We start from the raw sequence: 26,515 nt of genomic DNA, 5'->3' as shown, positions 1-26,515 counted from the left end.
AACTAAACTTTATAATTATTTAAAGCAGTTATGACTTTAGATACTTCGTCGTTAGTCATCACGGGACTTATAGGCAAACTCAACACCTCGTCATGAATAAGCTCCGTAATTGGAAATGAAAGGTTATTCATTTCTTCATACGCATGTTGCTTGTGCGGTGGAATTGGATAATGAATTAATGTTTCTACCCCAATATTTTTCAAATAATTTTGTAAATTATTTCTGTTTTTATTACGTATAACAAACAAATGCCAAACGTGTTCTTGCGGTTTTAAAGGCGGAATGGGCAAAACAATTAGCTCATTTTGTATTTCATCACAATACCTTTTGGCTATGGTTCTTCTTCGATCATTTGCCTCGTCAATATACTTCAATTTTACAGTTAAAACTACGGCTTGTATTTCATCTAAACGACTATTTAAGCCCTGAAAAACATTTACATATTTTTTAGTGGAACCATAATTTGCAATAGCACGAATTGCAATAGCCAATTCTTCATCTTTACAGCTGACCGCGCCTGCATCTCCAAGCGCACCTAAATTTTTACCCGGATAAAAACTAAATCCCGCTGCATCACCCAAATTTCCTGATTTAATTCCTTGCCAAGTAGCTCCTATAGCTTGTGCATTATCTTCTACAATTTTTAAATTATTCCTTTTTGCAATTGCAATCAGTTCTTCAGAGAAAACAACCCGACCATATAGATGGACGATTAAGATGGCTTTAGTCTTAGAAGTAATATGGGATTCTATTTTTGAAATATCAATATTGTAATTATTTATATTTGGTTCTACTAATATAGGAACTAATCCATTATCAGAAAGTGCTAACAACGATGCAATATAAGTGTTAGCAGGAACAATAACCTCATCCCCTTTTTTCATAATTCCCAATTCAATGTAGGCTCTAAATATCAGTCGGAGCGCATCAAGACCGTTGGCTACACCAATTGCATGATTGCTGCCAACATACCGTTTCAACTCACCTTCAAAATTAGCTACTTCTTTGCCCAGCAAATACCATCCTGATCTAAATACACTTAGTAATTTCTCTTCAATCTCTACTTGGTGTAAAAGATTTATTTTCTGTAAATCTAAAAATTTAATCATAATTATTTATTCCGGGTTTACCCGACGATTATTAATTCAAAGCAATTGAGTAAAAATCTATCGAAATTCCTCTGCTTCCCATCATCTCTTTTTGTTGTATCAATCCTTCATTTAAGTACATGCCTTGATTTTCAGTCGAAATACCAAAACTGTAATATTCCCGGTCATTGAATACATCTTCAATTAACTTCTGATTTATAAAATCAAGGGCACCTATTTTTCTACCATATTGAGAATTAGCCATATACTGAGTATGAACTACGTTACCATAATCATAAATAACAATTCCAGCCAGAAGCACATCATCTTTCCTCGCCTCAAACAATCTAATTTGTGTTGGAAAAAGCTTTTTAAGCTTATTTATTTCTTCTAAAGAGTGTACAGGACTAGTACCAAATTTAGAAAGTACATCTGTAAGCAAACACCAATATTCATCAAAATTATTATTTTCTATAATTTTAACCTCAAGTTTTTCACATTTAGTTACGGCCTGCCTTTTACTTTCTGAAAATCTAATTTTATTCTTTATCTTAACTACAGAGGAAATATCTCTTCTTACTAATTTTGCATCTAATCTAAATAAAGCATACAAATCTTCCTCAGAAGGATATTTATGGAAAATAGATGGCACGGCTTTGTAAATGATTTCACTAAAACCTAATGCCTTATAATAGTACTTAACTTGGTTAAGTGCTTCAAAAATCTCAACAGCTTTTACATCAAAGCTCATTATCAAAGAACCGAATGTCAATCCACCATGGGAAATAATTTGACTTCCATTTTCGGTGGCTGGAAATACCGCCATAATTTTCTTCCCTTTGATCAACACTATCGAGTGATCTATGAATCTATCTTTATGATAATCCATATAATTTCGATGCACAAGAAAAATTCCATTTTTGCTGCTTTCAACCAAAGCATTCCATTGTTCCTGATATTCAGGATTGTATTTACACAACTCAATCATATTTATTGCAATCCTTTTACCATTGTTATAATTCCGTTGTCCTGCCTAATTTCCTTAAAATGACATTTTTTATATAAATTCCGAGCAACTTTATTACTTTCCAATACCTTTAAATAAACACAATCCAATCCCAGTGTAAAAGTAGCGATATGGAGAACTTCATTAATTATTATTTCACCTAATCCTTTGCCCCAATATTCCTTCTCTCCAATATAACCCCAATATTCTCCTTCTTTGCACAGTAAATCTATATTTTTTATACCAAAAACGCCAATTGGAACACCATCAAAACTTACCCCCCAAATCTTATAATCTACTTTCTTAGCAAGGTTTAAAAACCATTTTTGTTGCTCCGCCTTAGTGAAATCAGTAGTATTCGTGAGTGACTTTATTTGAGTATCATTCAACCATTCCCACGATTTAGCCAAGTAAGCCTCACTATATTCCTCTAATAAAATCATTTTATATAGTTTAAATAATCGTCATAATTTCGGATGTAATCTTTTTCAGAATAGATTTGTGAAGCCATGACTAAGCAAATACTCCCACTCGAAAAATTCTTAATCTCTCTCCATATACCTGGCAAAATATGCAATGCTTTGGACGGGTCATTTAAAAATACTTCTTTTGTGTTATTACCATCATCTAAAATGAAAGTAAATGACCCACTTGCCGCTATAATATATTGTTGTAATTCATAATGACCATGGCCTCCTCTTTCTGAGCCCATTGGAATGTCATATAAATAATAAATACGCTTTACCTCAAATGGAATATCCTTACCGTTTTGTAGTACAGTAATATTTCCTGCTTCATTATGAATTTTAGGCAAGTCTACAATCTTGCAATCCGCCACTTTATACATTTTTCATTCTCTTAAATTCTTCAAAATCTCTTATGTAGTCTTTTTCATTGTATTGTTTATCAGATATAATTAATGCTAGAGAATTCGTGGAAAAATTTTTTAATGTTCTCCAATAGCCTTTAGGAATAAGTAAACCGTAATACGACCTATTTAATGAAAAACTAGTTTCTGCAACACCGTCATGTAACACAACATCAAAACTACCTGATAAGGCGACAATGAACTCTTGCTGCTCTTTGAATGCATGACTCCCCCGCATTTCACCACCAGGAACATCATAAATCCAATAGGTACGTTCTATTTTAAAAGGCAACTGACTAGGGTGCTCTAAAAAGGAAAGATTTCCTCTGGAGTCTTTTATCTTGGGTAAATCAATAATTTTAGGTTTCATAAAAATACATAATTATAATTTCCCATCAACTACATCTCCTATCACTCCTTTGACATCGTACAAAATGCTGTTTGGATTTTGAAAGGAAGACAAATCCATTTTTAAAAAATCTGTATGAGCCACTCCTAATACAACTGCATCAAATTTGGCTATTGGCGAATTTTGTGTTGTAATCAGATTATATTCATATTTTACTTCGGCGGGATTTGCCATTGGGTCAAATATTGCAACTTGAATTCCATACTCAGTTAACGACTTAACAACATCCACAATTTTAGTATTACGTACATCTGGACAGTTTTCTTTAAAAGTAATTCCTAACATCAACAAGTTAGCTCCTTTGATAGCAATTCCTCTTTTAATCATTAACTTCACGACTTGGGAAGCCACATATTCTCCCATGCTGTCATTTAGTCGTCTTCCTGCTAAAATGATTTCTGGGTGATACCCAAATTCCTGAGCGCGTTGTGCTAAATAATAGGGGTCCACTCCTATACAATGACCGCCCACCAAACCCGGTTTGAAAGGCAAGAAATTCCATTTAGTACCGGCGGCTTCTAAAACTGCATGGGTATCAATATCCATAAGATTGAATATTTTGGCCAATTCGTTTACAAAAGCGATATTAATGTCACGTTGTGAATTCTCGATTACTTTGGCTGCTTCGGCAACTTTAATGCACGGTGCCAAATGGGTCCCTGCAGTAATGACACTTTTGTATAACTCATCAACCACAATTCCAATTTCCGGCGTAGAGCCAGCAGTCACCTTTAAAATTTTTTCTACTGTATGTTCTTTATCTCCAGGGTTAATACGCTCTGGCGAATATCCTGCGAAAAAATCAACATTGAAATTTAATCCAGATATTTTTTCAAGTACTGGAACACATTCGTCTTCTGTTACTCCCGGATATACGGTAGATTCATAAATTACAATATCGCCCTTTTTCAAGACAGAACCTACCGTTTCACTTGCTTTATATAAAGGTGTTAAATCAGGACGATTATTTTTATCAACCGGTGTAGGAACAGTTACAATATAATAATTGCAATCTTTTATATCGTCTATTAAAGAAGAACATAACAAACCGTTTTGCTCCGAAAATTCATTCACCAAAACCTCTTGTAAAATAGCATCCGAAACTTCCAAAGTACTATCTGTTCCAGAACGTAATCCATCAATTCTATTTTGATTTATATCAAATCCTACAACTTGATATTTTGTTGCAAATAATCTTGCTAATGGTAGTCCAACGTATCCTAAACCAATGACTGCAATTTTCTTCATACTTTAAATTTATCCTTGATAATTATCCGAAATTTCCTAATTATAAGATTAGTTAGTCTGTACTATTGTTTTAAATTACTATAATACCAAGTGATGGCTTCTTTAAGACCCTCTTTAATTGAATATTGAGGTTCGTAGCCCAATAATTTTTTTGCTTTCTCAATACTGGCTAAAGAATGTGGGATATCACCAGCCCTGTTAGAACCATATATCACTTTAACATCATCAATTTTAGCATCAAAATCCGATAAATTTTCTTTTATCAAGCTAACTAACTGCATTAAAGTAGTTCTATCTCCATAAGCAGTATTGTATACCGTATTTATTGCCTCAGGGTTTTGAGTAGTCATTGCCAGCTCATTCATTTGAATTACATTATCGATGTAAGTAAAATCTCTTGAGAAACTTCCATCTCCATTAATCACGGGACTTTCGTAATTCATAAATTGCATGACGAACTTTGGGATTACAGCAGCATAAGCCCCATTGGGATCTTGTTTTCTTCCAAAAACATTGAAATAACGTAATCCTATAGTTTCTAAGCCATAAGTCTTACTGAAAATTTCAGCATACATCTCATTAACATATTTTGTAATCGCATAAGGTGATAATGGTTTACCAATTACTTGTTCTATTTTTGGTAAACCTTCAGAATCTCCATAAGTGGATGAGCTTGCTGCATAAACGAAACGTTTTACTTTGGCATCACGTGAAGCAGTAAGCATATTTAAAAAACCAGAAACATTAACGTCATTAGTTGTAATGGGATCATTAATGGAACGAGGTACAGAACCTAGAGCTGCTTGATGCAAAACATAATCAACCCCATCTACCGCTTTCTGGCAATCAGAAAAATTTCGTATGTCACCTTCTATCAAAGTATAGTCAGAATTTCCTAAAAAAGATACTAAATTATGTCTATGCCCAGTGGCAAAATTATCCAAACAAACTACTTGATATCCCTTATTTAAAAAATATTCTGATAAATTAGATCCAATAAAACCTGCGCCTCCCGTAATTAATATTTTCATAAACTCTTTAATAACTTTTTTATAATTAAAAATACTAAGATAAAAAACCCCGCTAAAAAACCTCCCATTGCAATTCCCTTAAGCTTGCCAAATTTTTCTTTCTTCAAAGGCAAAATAGGACTATCAATAACCTGAATCAAAGGCGTCTCCTTACGTAAAGTTACTTTGGCTAATTCAGATTGTTTGACCAGCTCAGTTAAGATTGCTGTATTAGCCTGAACGTCTACTTGTCTCCGTGCAGAAGGAGCACGGCGCACATTCATTGCAGGATTCAAACCAAAAGTATTATCATTGGCTACAGCCACACCGGTAATAGCACCATTCAATTCACGACGAACGGAATCTGTCTGCCGCTCTAAAATCAGCATATTCTCTCTTGATTTTTTGCTTTTTGTATCGATATAAAAATCGCCGACATTTTTTGCTAATGCCTCACAAAAATATTTCGAAAACAATTCATTGTTAGAGGCTACATCAATACTAATAATCGCAACTTTCTTATCTCTTTGCCCAACTGACAACCCTGTTTTTGATAGATCTTGATAAATTACTCCTAAAATACTATCATGAACTCTTGTAAAAAGCTTGCGTTTGCTATTAGGCAAAAACTGGATATTCTTATACTTAGGCTTCTCATTCCATATAGCCCTCCATTCTTTATTTTGAATGTACATTTCTGCTAGAGAAATAGTTTTCCCGTTAACAACAACGGGACTCAACAAAGTTTGTTCCACCATAGTGCGGGATTTAAATAACTCAGTCAAATTAGATCCAGTAAAAATACTTCCACCACTACTGCCTAAGTCTAAACCAAGAGAACTCGCAAGTCCAAGAGCTCCTCCTAGCCCTCCTCCAGATTTTTCGTCTTCCAAAGCAAATGACAAACTCGCTGTATAAACTGGTTTTTTGACAAAAGAATAGCCTAAGCCTATAACTGCCCCTATAACAACAGCCAATACAATAATTTTCCATTGTAAAACTAGATAAACAAACCATTCTTTTCCCTTTTCAAGCAATTCCTTTAACGAAATTTCGTCATTTGTATTTTGTTCATTCATATATTCGTTGTTCATTATTCGTTGCTCGTTGCTCGTTTTTCGTTGCTCGTTATTCGCAAAAACGATGGACGGTAAGCGGTATTCGTTGTTCGTTGCTCGTTATTCGTTATTCGTTGTTCGCAAAAACGATGGACGATGGACGATGGACGATGGACGGTAAGCGGTATTCGTTGTTCGTTGTTCGTTGTTCGTTGTTCGTTGTTCGTTGTTCGTTGTTCGTTGTTCGTTGTTCGTTGTTCGTTGTTCGTTGTTCGTTGTTCGAGCGAAAAACGTTCCACGTTTTTCGCAAATCGATGGACGATGGACGGTTGACGATGGACGGTAAACGAATGACGACTAAACTATCTCAATATCGCTATAATAACACCCGCCAAACTGGCCAAAACACCTGCTATACTCACAAATTCTCCTGTACTCATTTTTTTAACTTCTGGTTTTTCAGGTACAATAATCTGAGAACCCGGAGTAACCTTTGGATAGTTCCTGAAAAACAAGAAAGAGCTGGCCACATCCGCCTTACCATTGGGATAAATAATGTAAGCCTTTTTCTTCCAGCCTTTGGCATCAACACCACCTACCGCATCCAGATAATATCTAAATCCTTTACCCTTATCATAAGGAATCTCCGAAGTCAATAAAACATTTCCTGTAACTTTAACCCCTTCATTAAAAGCGGCCACTTCAATTTCATCACCAGGAAAAAGAGTTACGTTTGTATTGCTATTCTCATCCTTAACAATAGACTTCCAGTCCACAGGTATAATGGCATATTTCAAATCTTCTTTTAGTTTTTTTTCTAATTTATTTTGAATACTGTCTTTTGTTCCCAAATTCAAATCTATACTTTCAACAGCCTCAATTTGTTTGGCTTGAATTGGACGTTTTATTTTAACACCCTCAATATTAGCCCCTGAAGTTAAACCTCCTGCTCTCTTTACAATATCATACACTTTCGCTTTCTTACTTGCCAAAACATATTTTCCCGCATAATGCACAGCACCACTAATAGATACCATTTCTGGCTTTTCATACACTGCCATCTTACGGATATTTACCACATCAAATGGGTACAACGAAAAATTAACTGCTTGCTCATTGTTATCTGGAGTGATTTCAATATTAAACAATTCAGCCTTATTAGGATTAGCATCGTCAATTTCTTCTGACATAATCATCCTAGCCACTTCTACCCTTTTTGATGCTGAACCTGTCAAACCTCCGGCCTGAACTAATAAATCATTCAAAGTCAAACCTTCCTGATAATCATAAACTCCAGGCTTCTTGATTTCACCATCAATTGTAATTTTATATTCCTCAACAAAATCCAATATAGAATAAACTGTTACTATATCCTCTTTTAACAAGGGAATATCAGCTTCCACATCGCCTTCTAAGGCTTTCTCTAAATTTACGTTAACTATTTCTTTTGTCAAGTCTGATTTCAATCGAATGATCCTAGCTCTTTTGCTATAAGCATCTTCTTTTAGACCCTCAGCTTTAGCAATCAAATCTGAAATACGCATTCCCTCATAAAAAGAGTACATATCAGGTCTAAAAACAGCCCCTTCAATTTTGATTCGGTTTTCAAAGCGATTTAATATTTTAGTTACTCGAAATACATCACCCGATTGCGGTTTATAACTATTAAATTCAGACGCCTTAATATCTTGCACCTTAAATTCTTTTCCGGTTTTTTGAAGCACATTTACTGATGCTGTATATGCAAACTCATTGAAACCAGAAGCAAATGATAATAAATCAGAAAAAGTCTCCCCTGCTTTCATTTCAAAAATCCCCGGACGCTTCACTTGACCTTCTACTTTAACTCTTTGTTCGTACGCTGGAATCCGAATAACATCATTGTCTTTTAAGCCGACATTCTCTGATTGATCTCCATTTACCAAAAACTTATAAATATCAACTTTAGTATATATTTTATTATTACGTATCAATTCAATATTTCTATAACTTTCATTTTTCCCAGGACCTCCTCCTAAAAACAACGCATTATAAACCGTTGCCAATGAAGAAATAGAATAATTTCCCGGCTGTTTACTTCCTATTATAGTTACGCGAATCGTTCTAATTCTACCCAGACTAACAGAAACTTGAGATTGACCCGAACCAATAGTACTATATACCCTAGCCATGGCCGCTTTTATTTTCTGCGTTGCCGCTTCAATACTCATTCCCGCAACTGCAATTTGACCTACATACTGAATCGATACTTTACCTTCTACTGATACTGGAATGTTAGCATTGTATTCCTGCACTCCATATACGCTAACTTGTAATTCATCACCAGGACCCAGAATATAATTCATTGGGGTAGCTAATTTTAAATCAGGCTCAAAATTCAAAGTGGGATTATCAAAAAGTTCAGATCCAAATACAAGTGAATTAAGGCTGTCCTTAACTTTTGTATTCACAATTTTCTCCTGTGTCCTGCCATATTTTTGTGTAGAAGATTCACTATCATTTTTGACCCCAGAAGCCGCAGCATTTGCAGCTAATCTCAATTTTAGCTTTGCGAATTCACTAGCAGACATTCCTTTGGCCAAAGCCATAGGTTCCACTTGTTCAATAGTGGTATTATTAGACTGCAATTGCGCTTTTATATTTGCTATCTCAGCATCAGATAAATTATCGACTTTAACCGTGCTTAAATCACTACTCTTTAACAAATCTTGCGCAAGCAGTGTATTCGTTTGTAAAAGTGCCAAAAACAATATGACAACCGTAATTATTTTTCTCATAACTAATCTAAGAATTAACTTATCTTTTCAATTTTTTTTATACTCTAAATAAATCTCGATGATATCACCAAGAATATTAACAAAATGGCACGGCTTCGCCGCAGTAACTCACAGCTAAAGTGAACACTGTTTTTCAACATTAACGCAAAAGTAAGTTAAAAATACAATAAAAGCTATGTTTTGCTGTACCTAATATAAACCCAAATTGTATCCCATACCTCCTTATAAAATTCAATATTTTCTTGCGAATAGCTACTGCACCAAAACAAACATAACATACTCACTTTCAATCATTAACAAAGACAAAAAGAAAGAACAACTAATATACTAACCAAAACAAAAAAGTTCATGAAATAAAATTATCTCATGGACTTTCCAAGCATTGTAGTGTGACAATAAAATACTATGCCTTAAATATTTTTTTGAACCATGGTTCTTTAACCGTTTCATTACCGTAGCCATAGCCATAGCCATAACCTTTGGTGGAGTCCGTATCATTAAGGAGCAGACACATATTTGGTAATTTTTGTTCTTTGTATAAGCTGTTAGCAATACTCAGCATGCGTTTTTCCAAAAAGTTAGCACGAGCCACGTATATAAAAGTATCTGCATGTTTTGCTATCAATAAGGTATCAGTTACTAAACTAACAGGAGCCGTATCCACGATAATGTAATCGTATTGCGTTTTCAAAATTTGGAATACTTCATCCACTTTCTTGCTCATCAACAACTCCGCTGGATTTGGTGGAATTACACCTGCAGGTAATACATGGAAATCCTCGTATCCTTCATACTTAACGATAAGATCCTCCAACTTCAAATCTTTAGAAGATAAATAATTAGTAAAACCTCTTTCTGGTATGTTTAAATATTCATCTAGCCTTGGGTTTCTAATATCCATACCTATCAACAATACTTTTTTACCTGACAAAGCAAAAGTGGCAGCCAGATTTGCAGAAACAAAGGTTTTACCCTCTTTTGGAAAAGTAGAAGTCAGGAATATCGTTTTGGCCATGCCTTCTGGCACTTTGCTCAACATAAACTCCAGATTCGTTCTTATGATTCGTAAAGCTTCGGCAGAACTAGTTCTACTTTCTGCTTTCATGATTACTGAAGGCGTATCTGACGTAGGTAAATCACCAATAAAAGGAATCATTGTTTTTCCCTCTAGATCCAATCGGCTTTTGATTTTAGTATCCAATAAATCATCCGTATATATGATTCCAAATGGAATTAAAAGTCCCATCAACAGCCCGGCTAAATAAACGATGTTTTTCTTTGGGGAAATTGGCAACTTATTACCCTTCGCGTCATCAATCACACGTGCATTGGGTTCCGTGGCCGCCATAGAGATGGCCGTTTCTTCCCTTTTTTGCAACAGATACAAATACAACTCTTCTTTCACCTTTTGTTGGCGTGCAATGACCCTGAACTGGCGTTCCTGCACCGGAATTTTCCCTATTTTGGCATTCAGTATATTTTCCTCGCTATTTAGATTTCGTTTTTGAATGCTTAAATTAGACTGCATTCTTTGTAAACTCCCCTGAACATTGTTTTTCAACGAGCTGATTTCCTGATTCATCTTTACCACTGATGGATTAACCTCAGTAGCTGATTTCAAAATCCTGTTTCTGTCTAAAACCAATTGGTTGTATGAATTGATCATTCCAGCTGCACTAGCATCCCCGGATATTATATTTGTAGGTAACAAATCTGAATTTGTGCTTTGCTTCAAAAAACTCATCATAGAACTAACCATATTAAGCTGGATCTCCGTCTCGATCCCTTTTTTATCGTATTCGTTGGAACCTTCAATAAAAAGCTTGGTTTCCGATTCGATGTCGGTCAGCTTATTCGATTTCTTAAACGATTGAACGTCCTGTTCCACGCCGTCGAGCTCCTGCGTAATCAATTTTAACCTGTTGGCAATAAAAATCGAGGTGTTTTCCGATATGAAATTCTTGTCTGCTGCGGCATCCAAATTATAAATTTCGGTCAAATTATTCAAGAAATCCTCCGCTTTTTTAATGACCGGATCCGCTATGGAAAGCGCCACTACGCTGCTGGTTTTGCTTACTGGCTCGACCTTCAGGCGGTTTTGAAAACTTGCCACGACACTTTCAAGAGGATTAACTACTATTCTTATCGATTTATTTTGTAGATCTTGTTGATGCCCCTTGGAAACCGCTTTACTGATTACCAAAACACCATATTTGGTCATTATGGCCTCATCGTATCGAAAATCTTTTTTATCCCTTGCAATTATTTTTGAAAAATCGTTCTCTGCTAGATTAACTAATTCAAAAGTTGTGGGCGATATTTCAGTGAAACTTAGGTTAATGGAACTTTTATAAAAGTCATTCGATTTATCCATAAAGTTAACTGAGATAGGAGTATCTCCGTAAATTTCTCTGTCCGATACTTTGCCTGCAATGATTAGGGTGGTGTTCAAGTTTAACTTTCTTACCGTACTTTCTACCAAGGTACGTGATTTCAGAATTTCTATCTCATTATCCAAGTTACTTTTCATCCCTCCTCCCATTCCCAAGTCAGCAAAGGCAGATAGTTCTGAAAGCATACCCCCTTTTTTCTCATCCTTAACTAAAATTGTGGTGCTAACATTATATTGTGGTATTGTATATCGTAGGTATAAAAAAGCTACTAATAATCCAATACACATTGCCAATACAAACCATTGCCAGTGAATCAAATACTTATTAAGAAATGCTTTTATATCAAAATCATTTTCATATTCATCATCGAAATTGTTTTCCATGTCCAAACTATTTATAATCTTATTACTAATGTTATTAATGCAATTAGCAAGGAAGTAGCTGATATTATTACCCCTGTATTTGGGCCAATTGCTGCCCCGTTTATTTTATTTTTATTCGGTTCAACATATACTACGTCATTTTGAGCCAAATAGTAAAAGGGCGAATTAATAAAATCAGCATTGGTAATGTCTACACGGTTATACGATTTAACCCCATCAATTTCCCTAATGATTAATATATTATTTCTTTTCCCGTAAATAGTTAAGTCCTTTGCTTTACTTAATGCTTCAATCAATGTAATCCTTTCTGAATCTACCGAATAAGTACCCGGCGCGTTTACCTCTCCTTGTAGAGAAACCTTAAAGTTCATGATACGAAGATTAATTATAGGATTTTTAATATACACCCCTACTTTTTGTTGTAGCATTTGAAGTACTTTAGTGCGGCTTAAACCACTTACTTTTAATTTACCCAAAACAGGAAACTCTATAGAACCATATGAATCTACCAGATACAATTGCATGGTTTGCTGTCCAGTAACAGCATCTAGTCTGCCCGAATTTTGAACAGAAATAGACTTTAAATTGAATGGTATCGCAATTTCCGGATCTTCGGCAGATACAATGATCATCAACAAATCATCTGGTTGTATTTTGATTTCATAAAAATTTGACTTTTCTTGGGCAGCTATTCCGTCAATTCCTTGATAATAGACAATATCTTTTCTTGAAGCACAGGAAAACAATAGTGTTACGAGTAGCAAAGGGGTTATTTTCTTTAGTAAAGAAAGACATTTCATATGTTGTTATTTAATTTTATATCGCTCAAATCGAATTCGCATATCTAATCGCTGTAAGCCTCGCAATTCCGTAATGTTCATTTAATTGATTGTTATTTATTATTTTTTATGGTAAATATGTAATCTTTTGATTTTTGCGAAAAAGCTATCCTTATACTTATTTAAAAATTTGAAAAGGGGCAAATGTAGGGATTATCTTTTTTATAAAATGTTAAAGAAAAACGGGCAAGTAAACTAGGTCTCGAAGTTCGTTCTTCTTTCATCGAAATTCGTTCGTCGAAAATCGAACAACGATAACTAATAAGCCTTTTCCTCGCCTTTAAAAATATTATAAACGGTAAGATAAATAATTTTAATATCCAGCAACAAACTCCAGTTTTCAATATACCAAATATCATAATCTACTCGGTCTTTCATTTCAATCAGTTCTTTAGTTTCACCACGGAAACCGTTTACCTGCGCCCAACCAGAAATTCCAGGTTTGGCATAATGACGCACCAGATAGTTATTGATTAATTCTGAATATTGTTCGGTATGCTTCAGCATGTGCGGACGTGGTCCTATAACAGACATCGTACCCCACAATACATTAAAAAACTGTGGTAACTCATCAATATTCGTTCTTCGCATAAAAGCCCCCATTTTGGTCACACGGCTATCACCCAGTGTTGCCTGCATACTATCTGATAATTTATTCACTTGCATCGTTCTGAATTTAACACACCAGAAGTCCTCATTATCTCTACCAGAACGTCGCTGTCTAAAAAACACTGGACCAGGCGAATCCATCTTAATCATCAGTATAATTATAGGAAACAGCCATGGAAAAATTAAAACAATAACCGCAAAGGAAAAAACAAGATCAAATGCTTTTTTCAGCAGCAAATTAGGCATGCCTTCTAATGGTTCCTTACGCAACATTAACACTGGAGTATTTCCGTAAAAGCTTATCTGCACTTTTCTCGCTCGGGTATATTGCTGAAAATCGGGAATAAATTTTATGCGGATCATATAACGTTCACATAGCGCTGTCAGTTCATGTATTGTTTTCAAATTGTCATTGTGGAGTGCAATGAACATTTCATCGACATTATTATTGACAACATACTCATGGATAGCATCCAAACCACCCAACAGCTGACCAGAAATAGGTGCAAACGGATCCACTTTATCATCAAAAAAGCCAAGAATTCGATACCCATAGGTCAGATCCCTACTCAGGAATTTTCTAATATTTTCCCCTTTGTCATTTGCCCCTATTATAATTACATTTTTAAAATTATACCCTTGAGCCCGAATATACTTCATGAATTTCATAAAAACCACTCGAGAAATAAAAAGAAATACAAAAAAAACGAGATAAAAGTAGAGCAAACGCAAACGCGAAACGGTTGAATATTTTAACAATCCTACAAATACAGCTATTAGTGAAGTATGAATCAGTATGTGTCGCATCATTCGAGTAAGTATCGTCTCAATTCTTTCAATCCGTATTATTCTATACGCATCCTTATAAAATAAGATAAAAATCCAAAACAAATTAGTCAATAAAGAAATCGTTTGCACTTCCTTTAAATCCATTCTATCCAAGCTTCCGTATCTCAACAAAAAAGAAAACAGTATGGCACTATTCAGTAAAATCAAATCCCATAACGCAAACAAAAGTTTGAAATAACGGGAAAACCGATAAGCAGCGAGATGTTTTAAAAGTGACATATTACCAACTGGAATTTATATTTATACATTTATTTAGCTTATATTTTAAAAAGCTGTTTCAGTTTTTGCTCTACAATCATCTTAATAAAAATGGGACCATAATAAAGGTATCTCTTCCACATTCTTTTAGGCTCTTTGATTAAACGAATAAACCATTCCAAACCTAAATTAATCCAAAATGGAGAAGGCCGATCTACCGTTCCGGCATAAAAATCAAACACAGCTCCAATACTTCCTATATGTGCATTTATGTTTAATTTATCGTAATGTGTGTATGCCCATTTTTCTTGTTTAGGAGCGGTCATCCCAACAAACAACACATCTGGATTGTATGCATTTACCCTAGAAATCATTTCTGCATTTTCTTCTTCAGAAAACGTTGGTTTATAAGGTGGCGAAAAAACCTCTACCTGAATCTTTGGAAATTCCATTTTTGCTTTTGCAACTATTTTATCTAAAGTGTCTTGTGAGCTCCCTAAGAAAAAACATTTTCCTCCCGTTTTATTTAATTTATTCATTTCGTAAAAAAACAAATCGGCTCCAGCAATTTTTGTTATCTTTCTTCCAAATAACAATTTTACTGCCAATACAACACTTACACCATCTGGTATTAAAATTTCACAATTTATCAATGCTTCTTTGAACAACGCATCTTTTTTGGTCATTACATAAGAATAGGCATTAATAGTATTAATTAACATTTTTTTATTAGGTAATTCTTCTAAAGAATTATCAAAAATTGCAAATTCTTCTAACATAAACTAATGGTTTTGTTTAGTATCGACACTAAATTTGCTTCAAAATTAGCTAAAGTAAATTCATTTTTGTACTTGAAATTTGCGTTTTCGCCCATTTTTAACCTTATTTCTGGTTGTTCTATCAATATTTGTAATTTATTGGCTAACATTTGGATATTTTTTTGTTTTATTAAAAAACCAGATTCTCCATCATCTATCATGCTCATAATCCCACCCTCATTAGTTGCTACAATCGCTAATTTATGTTGCATTGCTTCTATTAAAACCAACGGAAAACATTCGTTTGAATAATAGGTTGGAAAGGCAAAAATATCTGCACTTTTAAAAATTTCTTCTTTTTCTTTTCCAAATTTTCTACCCAGATAACTAACTTGATTTTGTAAATTAAATTCCTCTAATTTCTCTTTAAATTGTTGAGCATCTATATCACCTTCTCCACCAACAAAAACACCATTAAATTCAATATTTTTTTCTTTTAATATTCGCATAGCTTTCAACAAGACAAATACCCCTTTAGATTCAATTAAATTAGATAAAAATAAGACAATAGGTTTTCCTCTTTTTTTTATTAATAAGCTAAAGTCAACATCCGGTATTCCATTTGGACATATTTCTACTCTATTTCTTGGAACAAATTCTTTAATATCTTTATACAAATATTCTGAAAGTAGAATTACAGAAGCATTTTTAAATACAAAGCGATATACCCATTTATTTAAAGGTTTATTTGCTGCTTTGGCTATGCCTTTATTATGTAAATGATAAACTCTTTTTACTCCAAATAACTTTAATATAGATACCAATAACAGGTCTCTGTATAGTGCAGCACCTGTAGTCGTTAAAGCTAGATAACAAAGTTCTGGTTTTTGTTTTATCAATTGTTTAAACAACAATATACAAACTGTTAACATACCCCATAATTTTAGGATAGTAATTTTACCACTCTCACTTACTTTTTTCGAAGCTAATAAATTTATATACCTACAGGCAAATGTATTATTAATGACACTACTTTCCTTTATCCATTTTCCAACCATAGAAGAACCATGCACTGGAGGAGGTAAATGTAGAAGAAATAGGATTCTTGGAGTCATCATTAGATTAATTGTTTTGCAATATTAATTATAGAATCTTCTTTAAAATGATTTAAATTAACAACTTGATTTTCTTTTTGAATATTTTTAAATAGGTTATATACCTTTCCTTTTTCTACTGTTGAATAATCAATACCGATGGTTGGCGTATCAGTGCTTAATGAAAAGATACATCCATGAAACCTCATAGAAATAGTTAAACTTGCTTTATTCAATAATAATAAACAATCATTTATAGTTGTTTCAGTTTCCCAAATTTTATAATCAGCACAAAGCTTTCTTTGTTTAATTTTATCTTCTAATTTATAAGCTATTTCAAAATCGCAAAATCCAAATTGATCAGAATTCATTGGCATAAAAACATATCGCATATCTTCCGAGTTCTTTTCTATGAAATTAACAATACTATTAAGCATTTTTTCTTCGGAATCTTCAACTCCATCATTGGTTGTATAGGTCTTATCAGAAGGCCTTAAATTAATAACACAAATTTTCTTGTCATCTTTTAAGATTTTATTTAAAAATTTATCATTGCTTTCTTTTAAAATTTTTAAATGATATTTTAAATAATCGAAAGCGGGATCATAAGTTTCAATACTATTCTTTCTAATTTTGATTACCTTTTGAAAATCCTCTTTAGTTCTTAAAGAAATTTCATCACTTTTACTAATAATCTTTTTTGCTAAAAATTTACTTAATTTTGTTTTAAGCGGTCCATAACCTACACCTTCAATTAAAAAAGGCCTGTTTGTTTTTTTAAACTTATTAATTACCTTAATATGATTTAATAAAACTGTTGGAATGTTCATAATTGGCCCCCCAGCTAAGACTAGCCTATCATAATTATACGGATTAATATTACTCTTATTATCTATAACATTAATATTTATAGGAATATCTAGATTATCTACCCAACATTCTGTTCTTTCCTTTCTAATGCTTAATACATCAATATCTGTGAATTTAAACCTTTCTTTTAACCTTAAAATTACACCTCCCAATATGGCTGCATCTCCAACATGTTCACCCCCATACATTCCTATAATTAATATTCTATTTGTTGGTGTTGTTTTAAAATCCTTTTTTTCTGAATGACTAAATGTTATTTCTTTAATTAGGTTTAAAGCTTTATAAAGCTTCATGCCTTTTAAATAATATTTTCTTGTTTTGTCGTGCACTTTTAAATAGTGGTATAAAGGCCACCTGCCACTCTGGTCATGCACACAAGTATTACATTTATTATTGACTAAATCATTAAGAATTTTTGAGTTTTTAGAAGATTTTATGGATTGTTCTAAATCTTCAGCATCAATTTCTAGTGCACTATTACTTATAGAGCAGTTATAAATATCTCCTACTGGAGACAAAAACAAACCAGTTGATTGAAAGCTGCATGGGGCCTTACGATTTGCGCCTGTCGTTAATCTTTTTGCTAAATCTGAATAAAACAATCTTCTTCCTACAGAATAAGAGGCCGTAATTGTTCTTTCTGATTGTAAAAAATCTGCAAAAAAAGATTTTTGCTTTTTATCCATAGCAATTCCTTCTTGTAAATCTTCATTACACAATCTCGCAATTTCGGTTGCTACTCTAAAAATAGATTCAAAACCATTTTTAATAGCAAATTCTCTTACCTTAACAACATTGTAAACATTATCTCTTGATACCGTAGTTTGTAACTGAACTGGGATACCTATGCTTTTAGCATAAAATGCTGTCGCTGTGGTCTTTTTAAAGGCGTCCTTAATCCTTCTTATTTTTAAATGAACTTCATCTATTCCGTCTAAAGAAATATTTAAGCCAAATCTAACATTATGAATTTCACAAAGTTTCTTAATTTGAGGCAATAAAATTTGATGCTTGTCTGTATGAAATCCATGACTTGTCATGGATAAGGTTTTTAGTTTTAATTCTGTTAAAATAACCTCAATATTTTCAATTAATTTTGGGTTTAATGTTGGTTCTCCTCCAGAAATACCAAGATGTTTTACTTCACTATAAAATGGATCTTTAAATTTATTCCTTAAAACTTCCGGAAGAAAAGCATCTTCTTTATCGTCATTCCATATGTTACACATCACACATTTAGAATCACATACCTCGGTTATCGGTAAATTGATTAACGTAGGTTTTTTAATTTGTGTTAAGCTCATTTTTTAAAAATTTTTTTTAGCAATATTCTTGTTAACTCCTTAGCTGTAAAATACTGTGTTAGTACTTTTTTTTCTTTTACTTTTTTTGTATGTATTAAGGGTAAACTAATTTCCTTTACAACTAAGTCCATAAAAAATTTATCTATAAAATTTTCTTTTGTATGTGTTGAAAATTCATTTGAAAAACCTATATTTTTTATTTGATTAACTTTTGGAATAATAGCGTAAGCATTATTCAATTGATGTGTAAAATTCCATGGAGAGGCCCACGAGTTATTATTTCCTTTGATAGAGTCTCTTATTTTTTTTAGTCTTATTTTACGTTCAATAAAAGAAGGATACATGGTTTTTAGTTGTTTATCATCTAAAATTTTAAAACCTTCAAAATTAAGATCTATTTTAAACCATTTATGACTCCATGTTGCCCAACCCCAAGATGAAAAATATTTAGAAAAATAATAAGAGTCTTTGATATTTAAATAAGGGAGTGGATTATAACCACAAATACTCAAAACTCTTTCATTAGCAGAATATCTGCTAGACATCTCATTACAAAAATCAAAAAATTCAAGATTAGGAATAATATCATCTTCTAAAATAACTCCAAAATCAACATGTTTAAAAAACCAGTTAACCGCATTATAAACGGCAATTTTACACCCTAAATTTTTATTTGAAAACAAAATTTCTAATTCACAATCCCAATCTACAAACTGTGTCATTTTTTCTCTAAGTTCTATAACCTTATCTTTTTCTCCCTTAACGTTTTCTCTATAACCATCGTTTGCAATGAATAATTTTAATGGTTTGTATTTTTTAATAACCTCTAAAACCCTCATGGTATGATCTGGCCTATTAAATGTTAAGAGTAATATCGGGACCTTACTTTTTATCATTTTTCTTATTTTTTTTATATGAGATCAACTGTAAATAAACTCATTTTTAAATAAGTTAAACCTTTCTACACATATCCCACATTAATTAATAAATAAATACTTAACACAGAATATATAATTTTGATACTGAAAGATAGTTTTTTTGGAGGACTGTTACAGTTTGTTTAAGAGTATCTAGACCCTTGTATGTAGATATTCCTCGTGGCGATAATTCGGTCATTCTTTATTTTGATATTTTTTTATAAAACTTTGGATCGATCATTTTTGCATAGGCTTTAAAAGCAAAACTTATCCATTTAATACCCCAAAATTTCTTTCTAAACTTGATATATTCTTTAATATTCAAACCGTGGGGAGAATGCAATAATTCCCACCGTTTTTTCAAAGGAACGTTTGGATTACACCAACCTGGAGTACCTTCATTTGGGGGACAGGTTGCTATATAATCACTAGTAGTACAACAACCAAAACCCTCTTTTAAGGCACGTAAACCATAATCGAAATCGCCCATTCCATGCGTATAATCATTGGATAAATTGCCCAGTTTTTTGTAAATCGCTTTTGGGACTAATACCGCATTACCATTTATGTATTTACATGTTTGCAGTTTTCCGTTGGGTAAAACTGGACCTTTGTCGATTCTTCCTCCATATGAAAAAGTATCATTACCCTGAGCTAATCTGCAAGCTGCAGTAATGACAGCGTCATTTTGTTCGAGTACTGCAACATGGTTGTAGGTTTTAATTAGCTCCAATAATGCATTTTGGTCTAGAATTGTATCATCATTCAACCAAAAATAAAAATCATAATCTTTTGTTTTAGCGGCTGTATCCCATGCCAAACGCATGCCTTGATTCCAATATAGATTACCATTCCCTTTGATTATATCGACTAAATGAAATTGACGGGTTATCGCTTCACTTGTACCATCTGTTGAACCATCATCAACCAAAAAAACATCTAGTTTATAATCAGTATTTAGACCATTTTGCGCATACAGATTCTCTAAACATTGTAATGTTTTTTCCATACGGTTGTGACAAGTGAGTAGGCCGGCTACTGTTGGTTTCATATTATTTTTACTTAATATTTTCATGAATAGTGAGGTAACTTTTTTTTAATATAATAATATTCATAAAGCTAGATCTTAGAAAGAATATTATATGATTTTATTTAATTATAATTAAATAAAAATTAAAAATTCTTAAAATCATGTCTTGTTAAAAAATTAAAAGAGCTAGAAGTTAACAATTGAGGAATAGAATCGTATTTCCAAGTACCAAAATCTAATCTAAAAGCAAAAAACACTATTAAGGCGATAATAATTAATTTTCTTAAATCCGTTTGTCTTTTAAATTTAAATTGAAGAGGAATTATTAATGGAAAGAAAAAACAAAGGTAAAAGAACAGTCTATTGGAAAGTTCTAATTGTCGAATATTAATGAGTATAAAAAATATTTGAATTAATACGATATTACAAATAAACATAATACTTGTGCTCTTTTTAAAGAAGTTATTTGTAAAGACATTCTTTATCATAACAGTTATAATAATAATAATAAATAAATAATTGCTATAACTAAAACTATCTAGTTCAAATTTCGTGTCACTACTTGCACGGTTTAAAGCATAACCAATCCCTGCGATATCAGAAAAAAAAGGTAATAATATTGTTGCTATTAATTGATAACCAATTAAAGAAGCAAAAAGGAAAAAATATTTTACAACATTACTTTTATTAGGCCTATCTTTTAAAAAAGAAATATATCCAAGGATAAACAATATAAAAGATGATGAATGGATTAGGGATCCCAAAATAACTAACCACCATTTATTCTTTCTATAAGCAATTTTTTCAACAAGAAAATAAATTGCAATTGATCCTGCAATGAATTGCCTAATTAAATGCGCTGACAAACTGAATAGTTGTGGAAAAAAAGCTGCTATACAGATAGAAAAAAGAATATAGCTTGCCTTTGGATTTATACTTAACTGAAATTTATGCACAGCTACAAAAAATGGAAAATAAGCAAAAACAGTAAGTACAAGAATCCAAAATTTAATACTTCCTTCTGATATATAATAAAATAAATAATTAAAAATATAAAAAACAAATTCCTTCCCACCACCAAATAGTCCTAAATATTGAAAAATACTTAGACCACGAGCATTCAAATAATCTGTTGCATGATGGGCTAAATCACTTTCTGGCACTTTTGTTATATTGATAAAACCAAGAAAAACTGATAGTAAAAAATAAAAAAAATAAAAATTTTTAGTTTCAATTTTAGTTTTTAAATTTAAATGTAAACCATAGACTAGAATACAAATAAATGGGTTTAATAAAAAAAGAAGCAAAAATATTAATGACATTTTAATTTAAATTTTCTTTATAAACTTAGCTGGATTCCCTGCCCAAATTTCATTAGTAGGAACGTCTTTAGTTACCACTGAACAAGCTCCTATAATAGCATTATCACCTATTATTACTCCTTTTAAAATTGTTGAATGCGCACCTATAAAAACATTATCACCTATATTTACAGGTTTACATTGAGCACCAATCCTATCTGTAGCTTTATTAATTCTCACTTTAGGATTTAGGCTATGAAAATCCGTATCGTATATGGTTACATTTCCTCCGAAATTCACATTGTTCCCAATTTCTATATTTTCATGGCATACAATTGCAGTAGAACTCATTCCTACATTATTACCAATAACCAAAACTCCTTTTTTCCCGACCACAATACTACAATGTTGAAAACGACCTATTGGGTTAGTTGATTCACGGTTATTCATTTTAAAATTAGTACCTACAAAAAATTTCCCTCCTAAAGCGATATCAATTAAAGGTATACCAGTACTTATAAAATCATAAAAAATCACACCATTGGAATACATAATAAAATAACATAATAACCAATCAATCGGTTTTAAAACATTCCGTTTGACACGTCGCATTACCTTAAAAAAAATAATAAACAGAAATTGCATATTAGTTATTTGCCCCAAAGGCCAAAAGCCCTCTGATTAATAATTTTATTAAATTGTATTGCTGAAAGAAAAGCACCCGGAATCACACACAATATCGTTCCTAATAATACCCCTAAAACACCTAAACCACAATACTTTGCCAAAAATATCGAAATGGGTATATTTAAAATACCCATTATTATAGTTTGATATAATTGTAATTTAATTTTTCCAACGCCGTTTATAAAATAGTTTAACGGTGTTAAATAAATTATTAAGCAAGTATAAATACACATAAGAAAACTCAACCCAAAAGAAATTTCCACTTTTTTACCAACCCATAATTCAAAAAGTAAATTGGAAATTAGAAGAAGAACAAAAGAGAAAAGACAAAAAACAATAACGAATCTTTTCAAATTTTTCATTGATTTCTTAATCCAGTCATAATCCTTCTTGAAGTATGCTTCAGTAAAAGTAGACCAATAGGGTGCTACAATAATGGTAAATATCATAGATGAAATACTAAATAATTTAAAAGCTAAATTATATGGAACCACTTGAGCGGGTGAGAATAACTGTGAAATAATCATGTTGTCAGTGGTCGTTATTATAATCCATGCCAATTGAATAAAGAAAAAACTAATTCCTAAACCAAAGATATCTTTTAAATATTCTTTTTTCCATAAAGACAGAGTGGGTTTATACTTTTTATATGTTTTTGAAAATGCAAATACATTCAATCCAAGTAAAAGTAGTACGGGTAAAGCTGAAAAAATGGTGCCGAAAATCAATAAAGAACTTTTTGCAACATGTGTCATCAGCCAAATGGCCAACAATGAAAGTACAGAAGTGTAAAAGTTAACTTTACCCTGCATAGAATGGTGTTGGTCAGCGGTATATATAGTAGTTATTAGTTTTACGACCAATTGTAAACAAAAAAAAGAAAACACAATGGGCATCAATATACCAAGCTCTTTTTGTAATCCGGCATTAGCATTAAATACTCGAGTCCAATCGACAAAGAAATTGATCACAAAGAAAATTAGTGTAAGCAGCAAACAAACACTACCAATAGTAAAATAGGCTGAACTTACATAAGCGCGAGCAAGGGTTAAGTCCCCATTAGCCTTTGCTTCAGCAAACTTATTACGTAATCCATTTCCTAATCCTATATCAAAAAAGGAGAACCATGCTATGAACGAACTTAATGTAAGCCATAAGCCATAATTCTCCGTATCGAGAAAAGTAATCGTAAGCGGAACCAATAGAAAAGAAGCTAATATACTTCCTCCTTTATAAATGAACGACACCATAACATGCTTCGTTATATTCTTTGTACGTTCACTTTTAATCCCAGTTTTACTGAAAAGTTTTTGAATTATCGCTTTCAATGACTATTTTAAAAAATTAAATTTTACTATTAAACTCTCTGACTTATAAAAACGGTTCAAAGGATTATAGTTACCCTCAGGTAATAACCTTTTATTAATACAATTTCAAATCGCTCGCTACCATTTCTTTAACCATAGCGGCTAAGTCATACTGTGGTTTCCAACCCAACTGTGTTTTTGACTTCGTAGGATCTCCAATCAACAAATCAACTTCGGTAGGACGGTAATATTCTGGATCTACTCTAAGTACAACAGTACCTATCGCTATCTGGTATAAAGGATTAGAACAAGCAGCAACGGTAGCCGTTTCATTTTCTTGTTCTCCTTCAAAAGTTAGGGTAACGCCCACCTCAGCAAAAGCCATGATCACAAAATCTCTAATATAGGTAGTTACCCCTGTTGCAATTACATAGTCTTCTGGCACATCTTGTTGTAAAATTCTCCACATAGCCTCTACATAATCCTTAGCATGTCCCCAGTCTCTTTGAGAGTTCAAGTTTCCTAAGTACAAACAATCTTGCTTTCCTTTAGCAATAGCCGCTACTGCCATGGTAATTTTACGTGTTACAAAAGTCTCACCACGTCGAGGAGATTCATGATTGAAAAGAATACCATTACAAGCAAACATATTATAGGCCTCACGGTAGTTTTTAGTAATCCAAAAACCATAAATCTTAGCCGCTCCATACGGAGAACGAGGGTAGAAAGGAGAGTTTTCGTCATAAAAACCTGCTGCGTTTTTATTTTCAGCTAATCCACCGTACAATTCAGAAGTAGAAGCTTGATATACTCTTGTTTTCTTTGTTAAACCTAGCAAACGAACGGCCTCAAGAATCCTCAAGGTTCCTAAACCATCTACATTAGCTACATATTCAGGAGAATCAAAAGAAACCATTACATGCGACATTGCTCCTAAATTATAGATTTCATCAGGCTGTACTTCCTGTATAATTCGTATAATATTAGTAGAATCGGTCAAATCACCATAATGTAATTTAAAATTAACATGCACTTCATGCTGATCTTGATAGATATGATCGATACGTTGCGTATTAAAAGATGACGCACGGCGCTTTACACCATGAACCATATATCCTTTTTCTAATAATAATTCCGCTAAATAAGAACCATCTTGACCTGTAATTCCTGTTACTAATGCTACTTTTTGTGTTGTGCTCATATTCGTTGTTCGTTGTTCGATGTTCGTTGTTCGTTGTTCGTTGTTCGTTGTTCGTTGTTCGATGTTCGTTGTTCGTTGTTCGTTGTTCGTTGTTCGTTGTTCGTTGTTCGTTGTTCGTTGTTCGATGTTCGATGTTCGATGTTCGATGTTCGATGTTCGATGTTCGATGTTCGATGTTCGATGTTCGATGTTCGATGTTCGATGTTCGATGTTCGATAGAAAAACGTAAACGTTTTTCTTTTATCGATGGACGATGGACGGCCAACGATGGACGTTGGACGGTAATCGACAAACGACCTACATCTTCACTTGCTTAAATCTATCTATGTTCTCCAAAAACCAATTATAGGTCTTTTGAATTCCTTCTTCTAATTGTACTTGATGTTTCCATCCCAATGCATGCATTTTTGAGATATCCATTAATTTTCTTGGTGTACCATCTGGTTTACTGCTATCCCAAATAATTTCTCCTTGGTGTCCAGTTATTTTTTGAATAGTTTCAGCCAATTGCTTGATGGTCAAATCTTCTCCTGTTCCTACGTTGTATAAGTAGTCCGGTAGTTTGTTTTCTAATGCAAATACGACTGCTTGTGCCATATCGTCAACGAAAAGAAATTCTCTCATAGGTGTTCCGCTTCCCCAAAGAGTAACCGGAGTATTGCCGTTTTCCTTTGCCTCATGAAACTTTCGCATCATTGCTGGTAAAACATGCGAGGATGTTAAATCAAAATTATCGTGAGTACCATAAAGATTGGTTGGCATCAAGCTTACATAATCCTTATTAAATTGATTCCTGATCGCCTGACAGGCTTTTACCCCTGTTATTTTTGCAATAGCATACCATTCATTAGTTGGCTCCAAAGTATCCGTTAATAAATATTCTTCTTTTAACGGTTGTGGTGCTAGTTTTGGATAGATGCAAGAACTTCCTAAAAAAATAAACTTCTCAACACCGGATTGTAATGCGGTATCGATCAGGTTATTTTGGATTTGCATGTTTTCCATAATAAACTGGTATGGAAAATCATTGTTGGCTAATATCCCTCCTACTTTTGCGGCAGCGTCAATTATGACATCCGGTTTTTCGACAGCAAAGAAATCTTTGACAGCTTGTTGGTTTCTAAGATCCAGTTCCTTGCTTGAAGCTCCAATCAAGTTGGTGTAGCCTTTAGCGGTAAGTGTTCTCCAGATCGCGCTACCCACCATACCGTTATGTCCTGCAATGTATATTTTAGCGTCTTTATTCATTTTTTTTAATAAAAAATTATATTACGGTTTTCGATGCGATTATTAATTATGTATTTTCTTTTT

Annotated in this window: 22 protein-coding genes; all 22 read right to left on the bottom strand. The window is 33.0% G+C overall.

What is annotated here, in order from left to right:
- Positions 1-2: 2 nt before the first annotated feature.
- Positions 3-1,109 (bottom strand): DegT/DnrJ/EryC1/StrS family aminotransferase, encoded by a 1,107-nt coding sequence (locus BLV91_RS05535; protein WP_091430528.1) that lies wholly within the window; start codon positions 1,107-1,109, stop codon positions 3-5.
- Between the two features lie 31 nt (positions 1,110-1,140).
- The gene (locus BLV91_RS05530; protein ID WP_091430525.1) at positions 1,141-2,076 is read right to left on the bottom strand and encodes a GNAT family N-acetyltransferase; all 936 of its coding nucleotides are present in this window, start codon (positions 2,074-2,076) and stop codon (positions 1,141-1,143) included.
- A 2-nt stretch (positions 2,077-2,078) separates the two neighbouring features.
- Positions 2,079-2,537 (bottom strand): GNAT family N-acetyltransferase, encoded by a 459-nt coding sequence (locus BLV91_RS05525; protein WP_091430523.1) that lies wholly within the window; start codon positions 2,535-2,537, stop codon positions 2,079-2,081.
- Positions 2,534-2,941 (bottom strand): sugar 3,4-ketoisomerase, encoded by a 408-nt coding sequence (locus tag BLV91_RS05520; protein ID WP_091430521.1) that lies wholly within the window; start codon positions 2,939-2,941, stop codon positions 2,534-2,536. Before BLV91_RS05520 ends, BLV91_RS05525 begins: the two co-directional genes overlap by 4 nt.
- Positions 2,934-3,332 carry a sugar 3,4-ketoisomerase gene (locus BLV91_RS05515; RefSeq protein ID WP_091430519.1) on the bottom strand — a complete coding sequence of 133 codons (399 nt, stop codon included), beginning with the start codon at positions 3,330-3,332 and terminating at the stop codon, positions 2,934-2,936. The genes BLV91_RS05520 and BLV91_RS05515 overlap by 8 nt, the downstream gene beginning before the upstream one ends.
- A 12-nt stretch (positions 3,333-3,344) precedes the next feature.
- The gene (locus BLV91_RS05510) at positions 3,345-4,619 is read right to left on the bottom strand and encodes a nucleotide sugar dehydrogenase (RefSeq protein WP_091430516.1); all 1,275 of its coding nucleotides are present in this window, start codon (positions 4,617-4,619) and stop codon (positions 3,345-3,347) included.
- A 62-nt stretch (positions 4,620-4,681) separates the two neighbouring features.
- Entirely contained in the window at positions 4,682-5,650 is a 969-nt protein-coding gene (locus tag BLV91_RS05505; RefSeq protein WP_091430514.1) for an SDR family oxidoreductase, read from the bottom strand.
- Complete coding sequence (locus BLV91_RS05500) at positions 5,647-6,708, bottom strand: Wzz/FepE/Etk N-terminal domain-containing protein (RefSeq protein ID WP_091430793.1); 1,062 nt, start codon at positions 6,706-6,708, stop codon at positions 5,647-5,649. The genes BLV91_RS05505 and BLV91_RS05500 overlap by 4 nt, the downstream gene beginning before the upstream one ends.
- A gap of 341 nt (positions 6,709-7,049) precedes the next feature.
- Positions 7,050-9,464: an SLBB domain-containing protein gene (locus BLV91_RS05495; protein ID WP_091430512.1), complete on the bottom strand. Its 2,415-nt coding sequence runs from the start codon at positions 9,462-9,464 to the stop codon at positions 7,050-7,052.
- Between the two features lie 403 nt (positions 9,465-9,867).
- Entirely contained in the window at positions 9,868-12,240 is a 2,373-nt protein-coding gene (locus BLV91_RS05490) for a GumC family protein (protein WP_091430509.1), read from the bottom strand.
- A gap of 11 nt (positions 12,241-12,251) precedes the next feature.
- The gene (locus tag BLV91_RS05485; RefSeq protein WP_091430506.1) at positions 12,252-13,040 is read right to left on the bottom strand and encodes a polysaccharide biosynthesis/export family protein; all 789 of its coding nucleotides are present in this window, start codon (positions 13,038-13,040) and stop codon (positions 12,252-12,254) included.
- 297 nt (positions 13,041-13,337) lie between these two features.
- On the bottom strand, positions 13,338-14,756 hold the full coding sequence (locus tag BLV91_RS05480) for an undecaprenyl-phosphate glucose phosphotransferase (RefSeq protein ID WP_091430504.1): 1,419 nt from the start codon (positions 14,754-14,756) through the stop codon (positions 13,338-13,340).
- 38 nt (positions 14,757-14,794) lie between these two features.
- Complete coding sequence (locus BLV91_RS05475) at positions 14,795-15,514, bottom strand: WecB/TagA/CpsF family glycosyltransferase (protein ID WP_091430501.1); 720 nt, start codon at positions 15,512-15,514, stop codon at positions 14,795-14,797.
- Entirely contained in the window at positions 15,508-16,611 is a 1,104-nt protein-coding gene (locus BLV91_RS05470) for a glycosyltransferase family 4 protein (RefSeq protein ID WP_217636955.1), read from the bottom strand. The genes BLV91_RS05475 and BLV91_RS05470 overlap by 7 nt, the downstream gene beginning before the upstream one ends.
- On the bottom strand, positions 16,611-18,761 hold the full coding sequence (locus BLV91_RS05465) for a polysaccharide pyruvyl transferase family protein (protein ID WP_091430495.1): 2,151 nt from the start codon (positions 18,759-18,761) through the stop codon (positions 16,611-16,613). The genes BLV91_RS05470 and BLV91_RS05465 overlap by 1 nt, the downstream gene beginning before the upstream one ends.
- Positions 18,758-19,657, bottom strand: coding sequence for a glycosyltransferase family protein (locus BLV91_RS05460; RefSeq protein ID WP_139262280.1), 900 nt, complete (start codon positions 19,655-19,657; stop codon positions 18,758-18,760). Before BLV91_RS05460 ends, BLV91_RS05465 begins: the two co-directional genes overlap by 4 nt.
- Before the next feature lie 223 nt (positions 19,658-19,880).
- Entirely contained in the window at positions 19,881-20,729 is an 849-nt protein-coding gene (locus BLV91_RS05455) for a glycosyltransferase family 2 protein (protein WP_175513956.1), read from the bottom strand.
- 122 nt (positions 20,730-20,851) lie between these two features.
- Complete coding sequence (locus BLV91_RS05450) at positions 20,852-22,030, bottom strand: EpsG family protein (RefSeq protein WP_091430486.1); 1,179 nt, start codon at positions 22,028-22,030, stop codon at positions 20,852-20,854.
- A 6-nt stretch (positions 22,031-22,036) separates the two neighbouring features.
- Positions 22,037-22,561 carry an acyltransferase gene (locus BLV91_RS17285; RefSeq protein WP_317039684.1) on the bottom strand — a complete coding sequence of 175 codons (525 nt, stop codon included), beginning with the start codon at positions 22,559-22,561 and terminating at the stop codon, positions 22,037-22,039.
- Positions 22,562-22,659: 98 nt separating this feature from the next.
- Complete coding sequence (locus BLV91_RS05440) at positions 22,660-24,024, bottom strand: lipopolysaccharide biosynthesis protein (RefSeq protein WP_091430481.1); 1,365 nt, start codon at positions 24,022-24,024, stop codon at positions 22,660-22,662.
- Between the two features lie 94 nt (positions 24,025-24,118).
- Entirely contained in the window at positions 24,119-25,204 is a 1,086-nt protein-coding gene (gmd, locus tag BLV91_RS05435) for a GDP-mannose 4,6-dehydratase (protein WP_091430480.1), read from the bottom strand.
- A gap of 297 nt (positions 25,205-25,501) precedes the next feature.
- Positions 25,502-26,452, bottom strand: coding sequence for a GDP-L-fucose synthase family protein (locus BLV91_RS05425; protein ID WP_091430478.1), 951 nt, complete (start codon positions 26,450-26,452; stop codon positions 25,502-25,504).
- Positions 26,453-26,515 lie beyond the last annotated feature (63 nt).

Source organism: Flavobacterium degerlachei (genome assembly GCF_900106645.1).
Lineage (GTDB): Bacteria > Bacteroidota > Bacteroidia > Flavobacteriales > Flavobacteriaceae > Flavobacterium > Flavobacterium degerlachei.
Note: the sequence above shows the minus strand (reverse complement) of the source record. Positions and strands in the feature narration are given on the sequence as shown.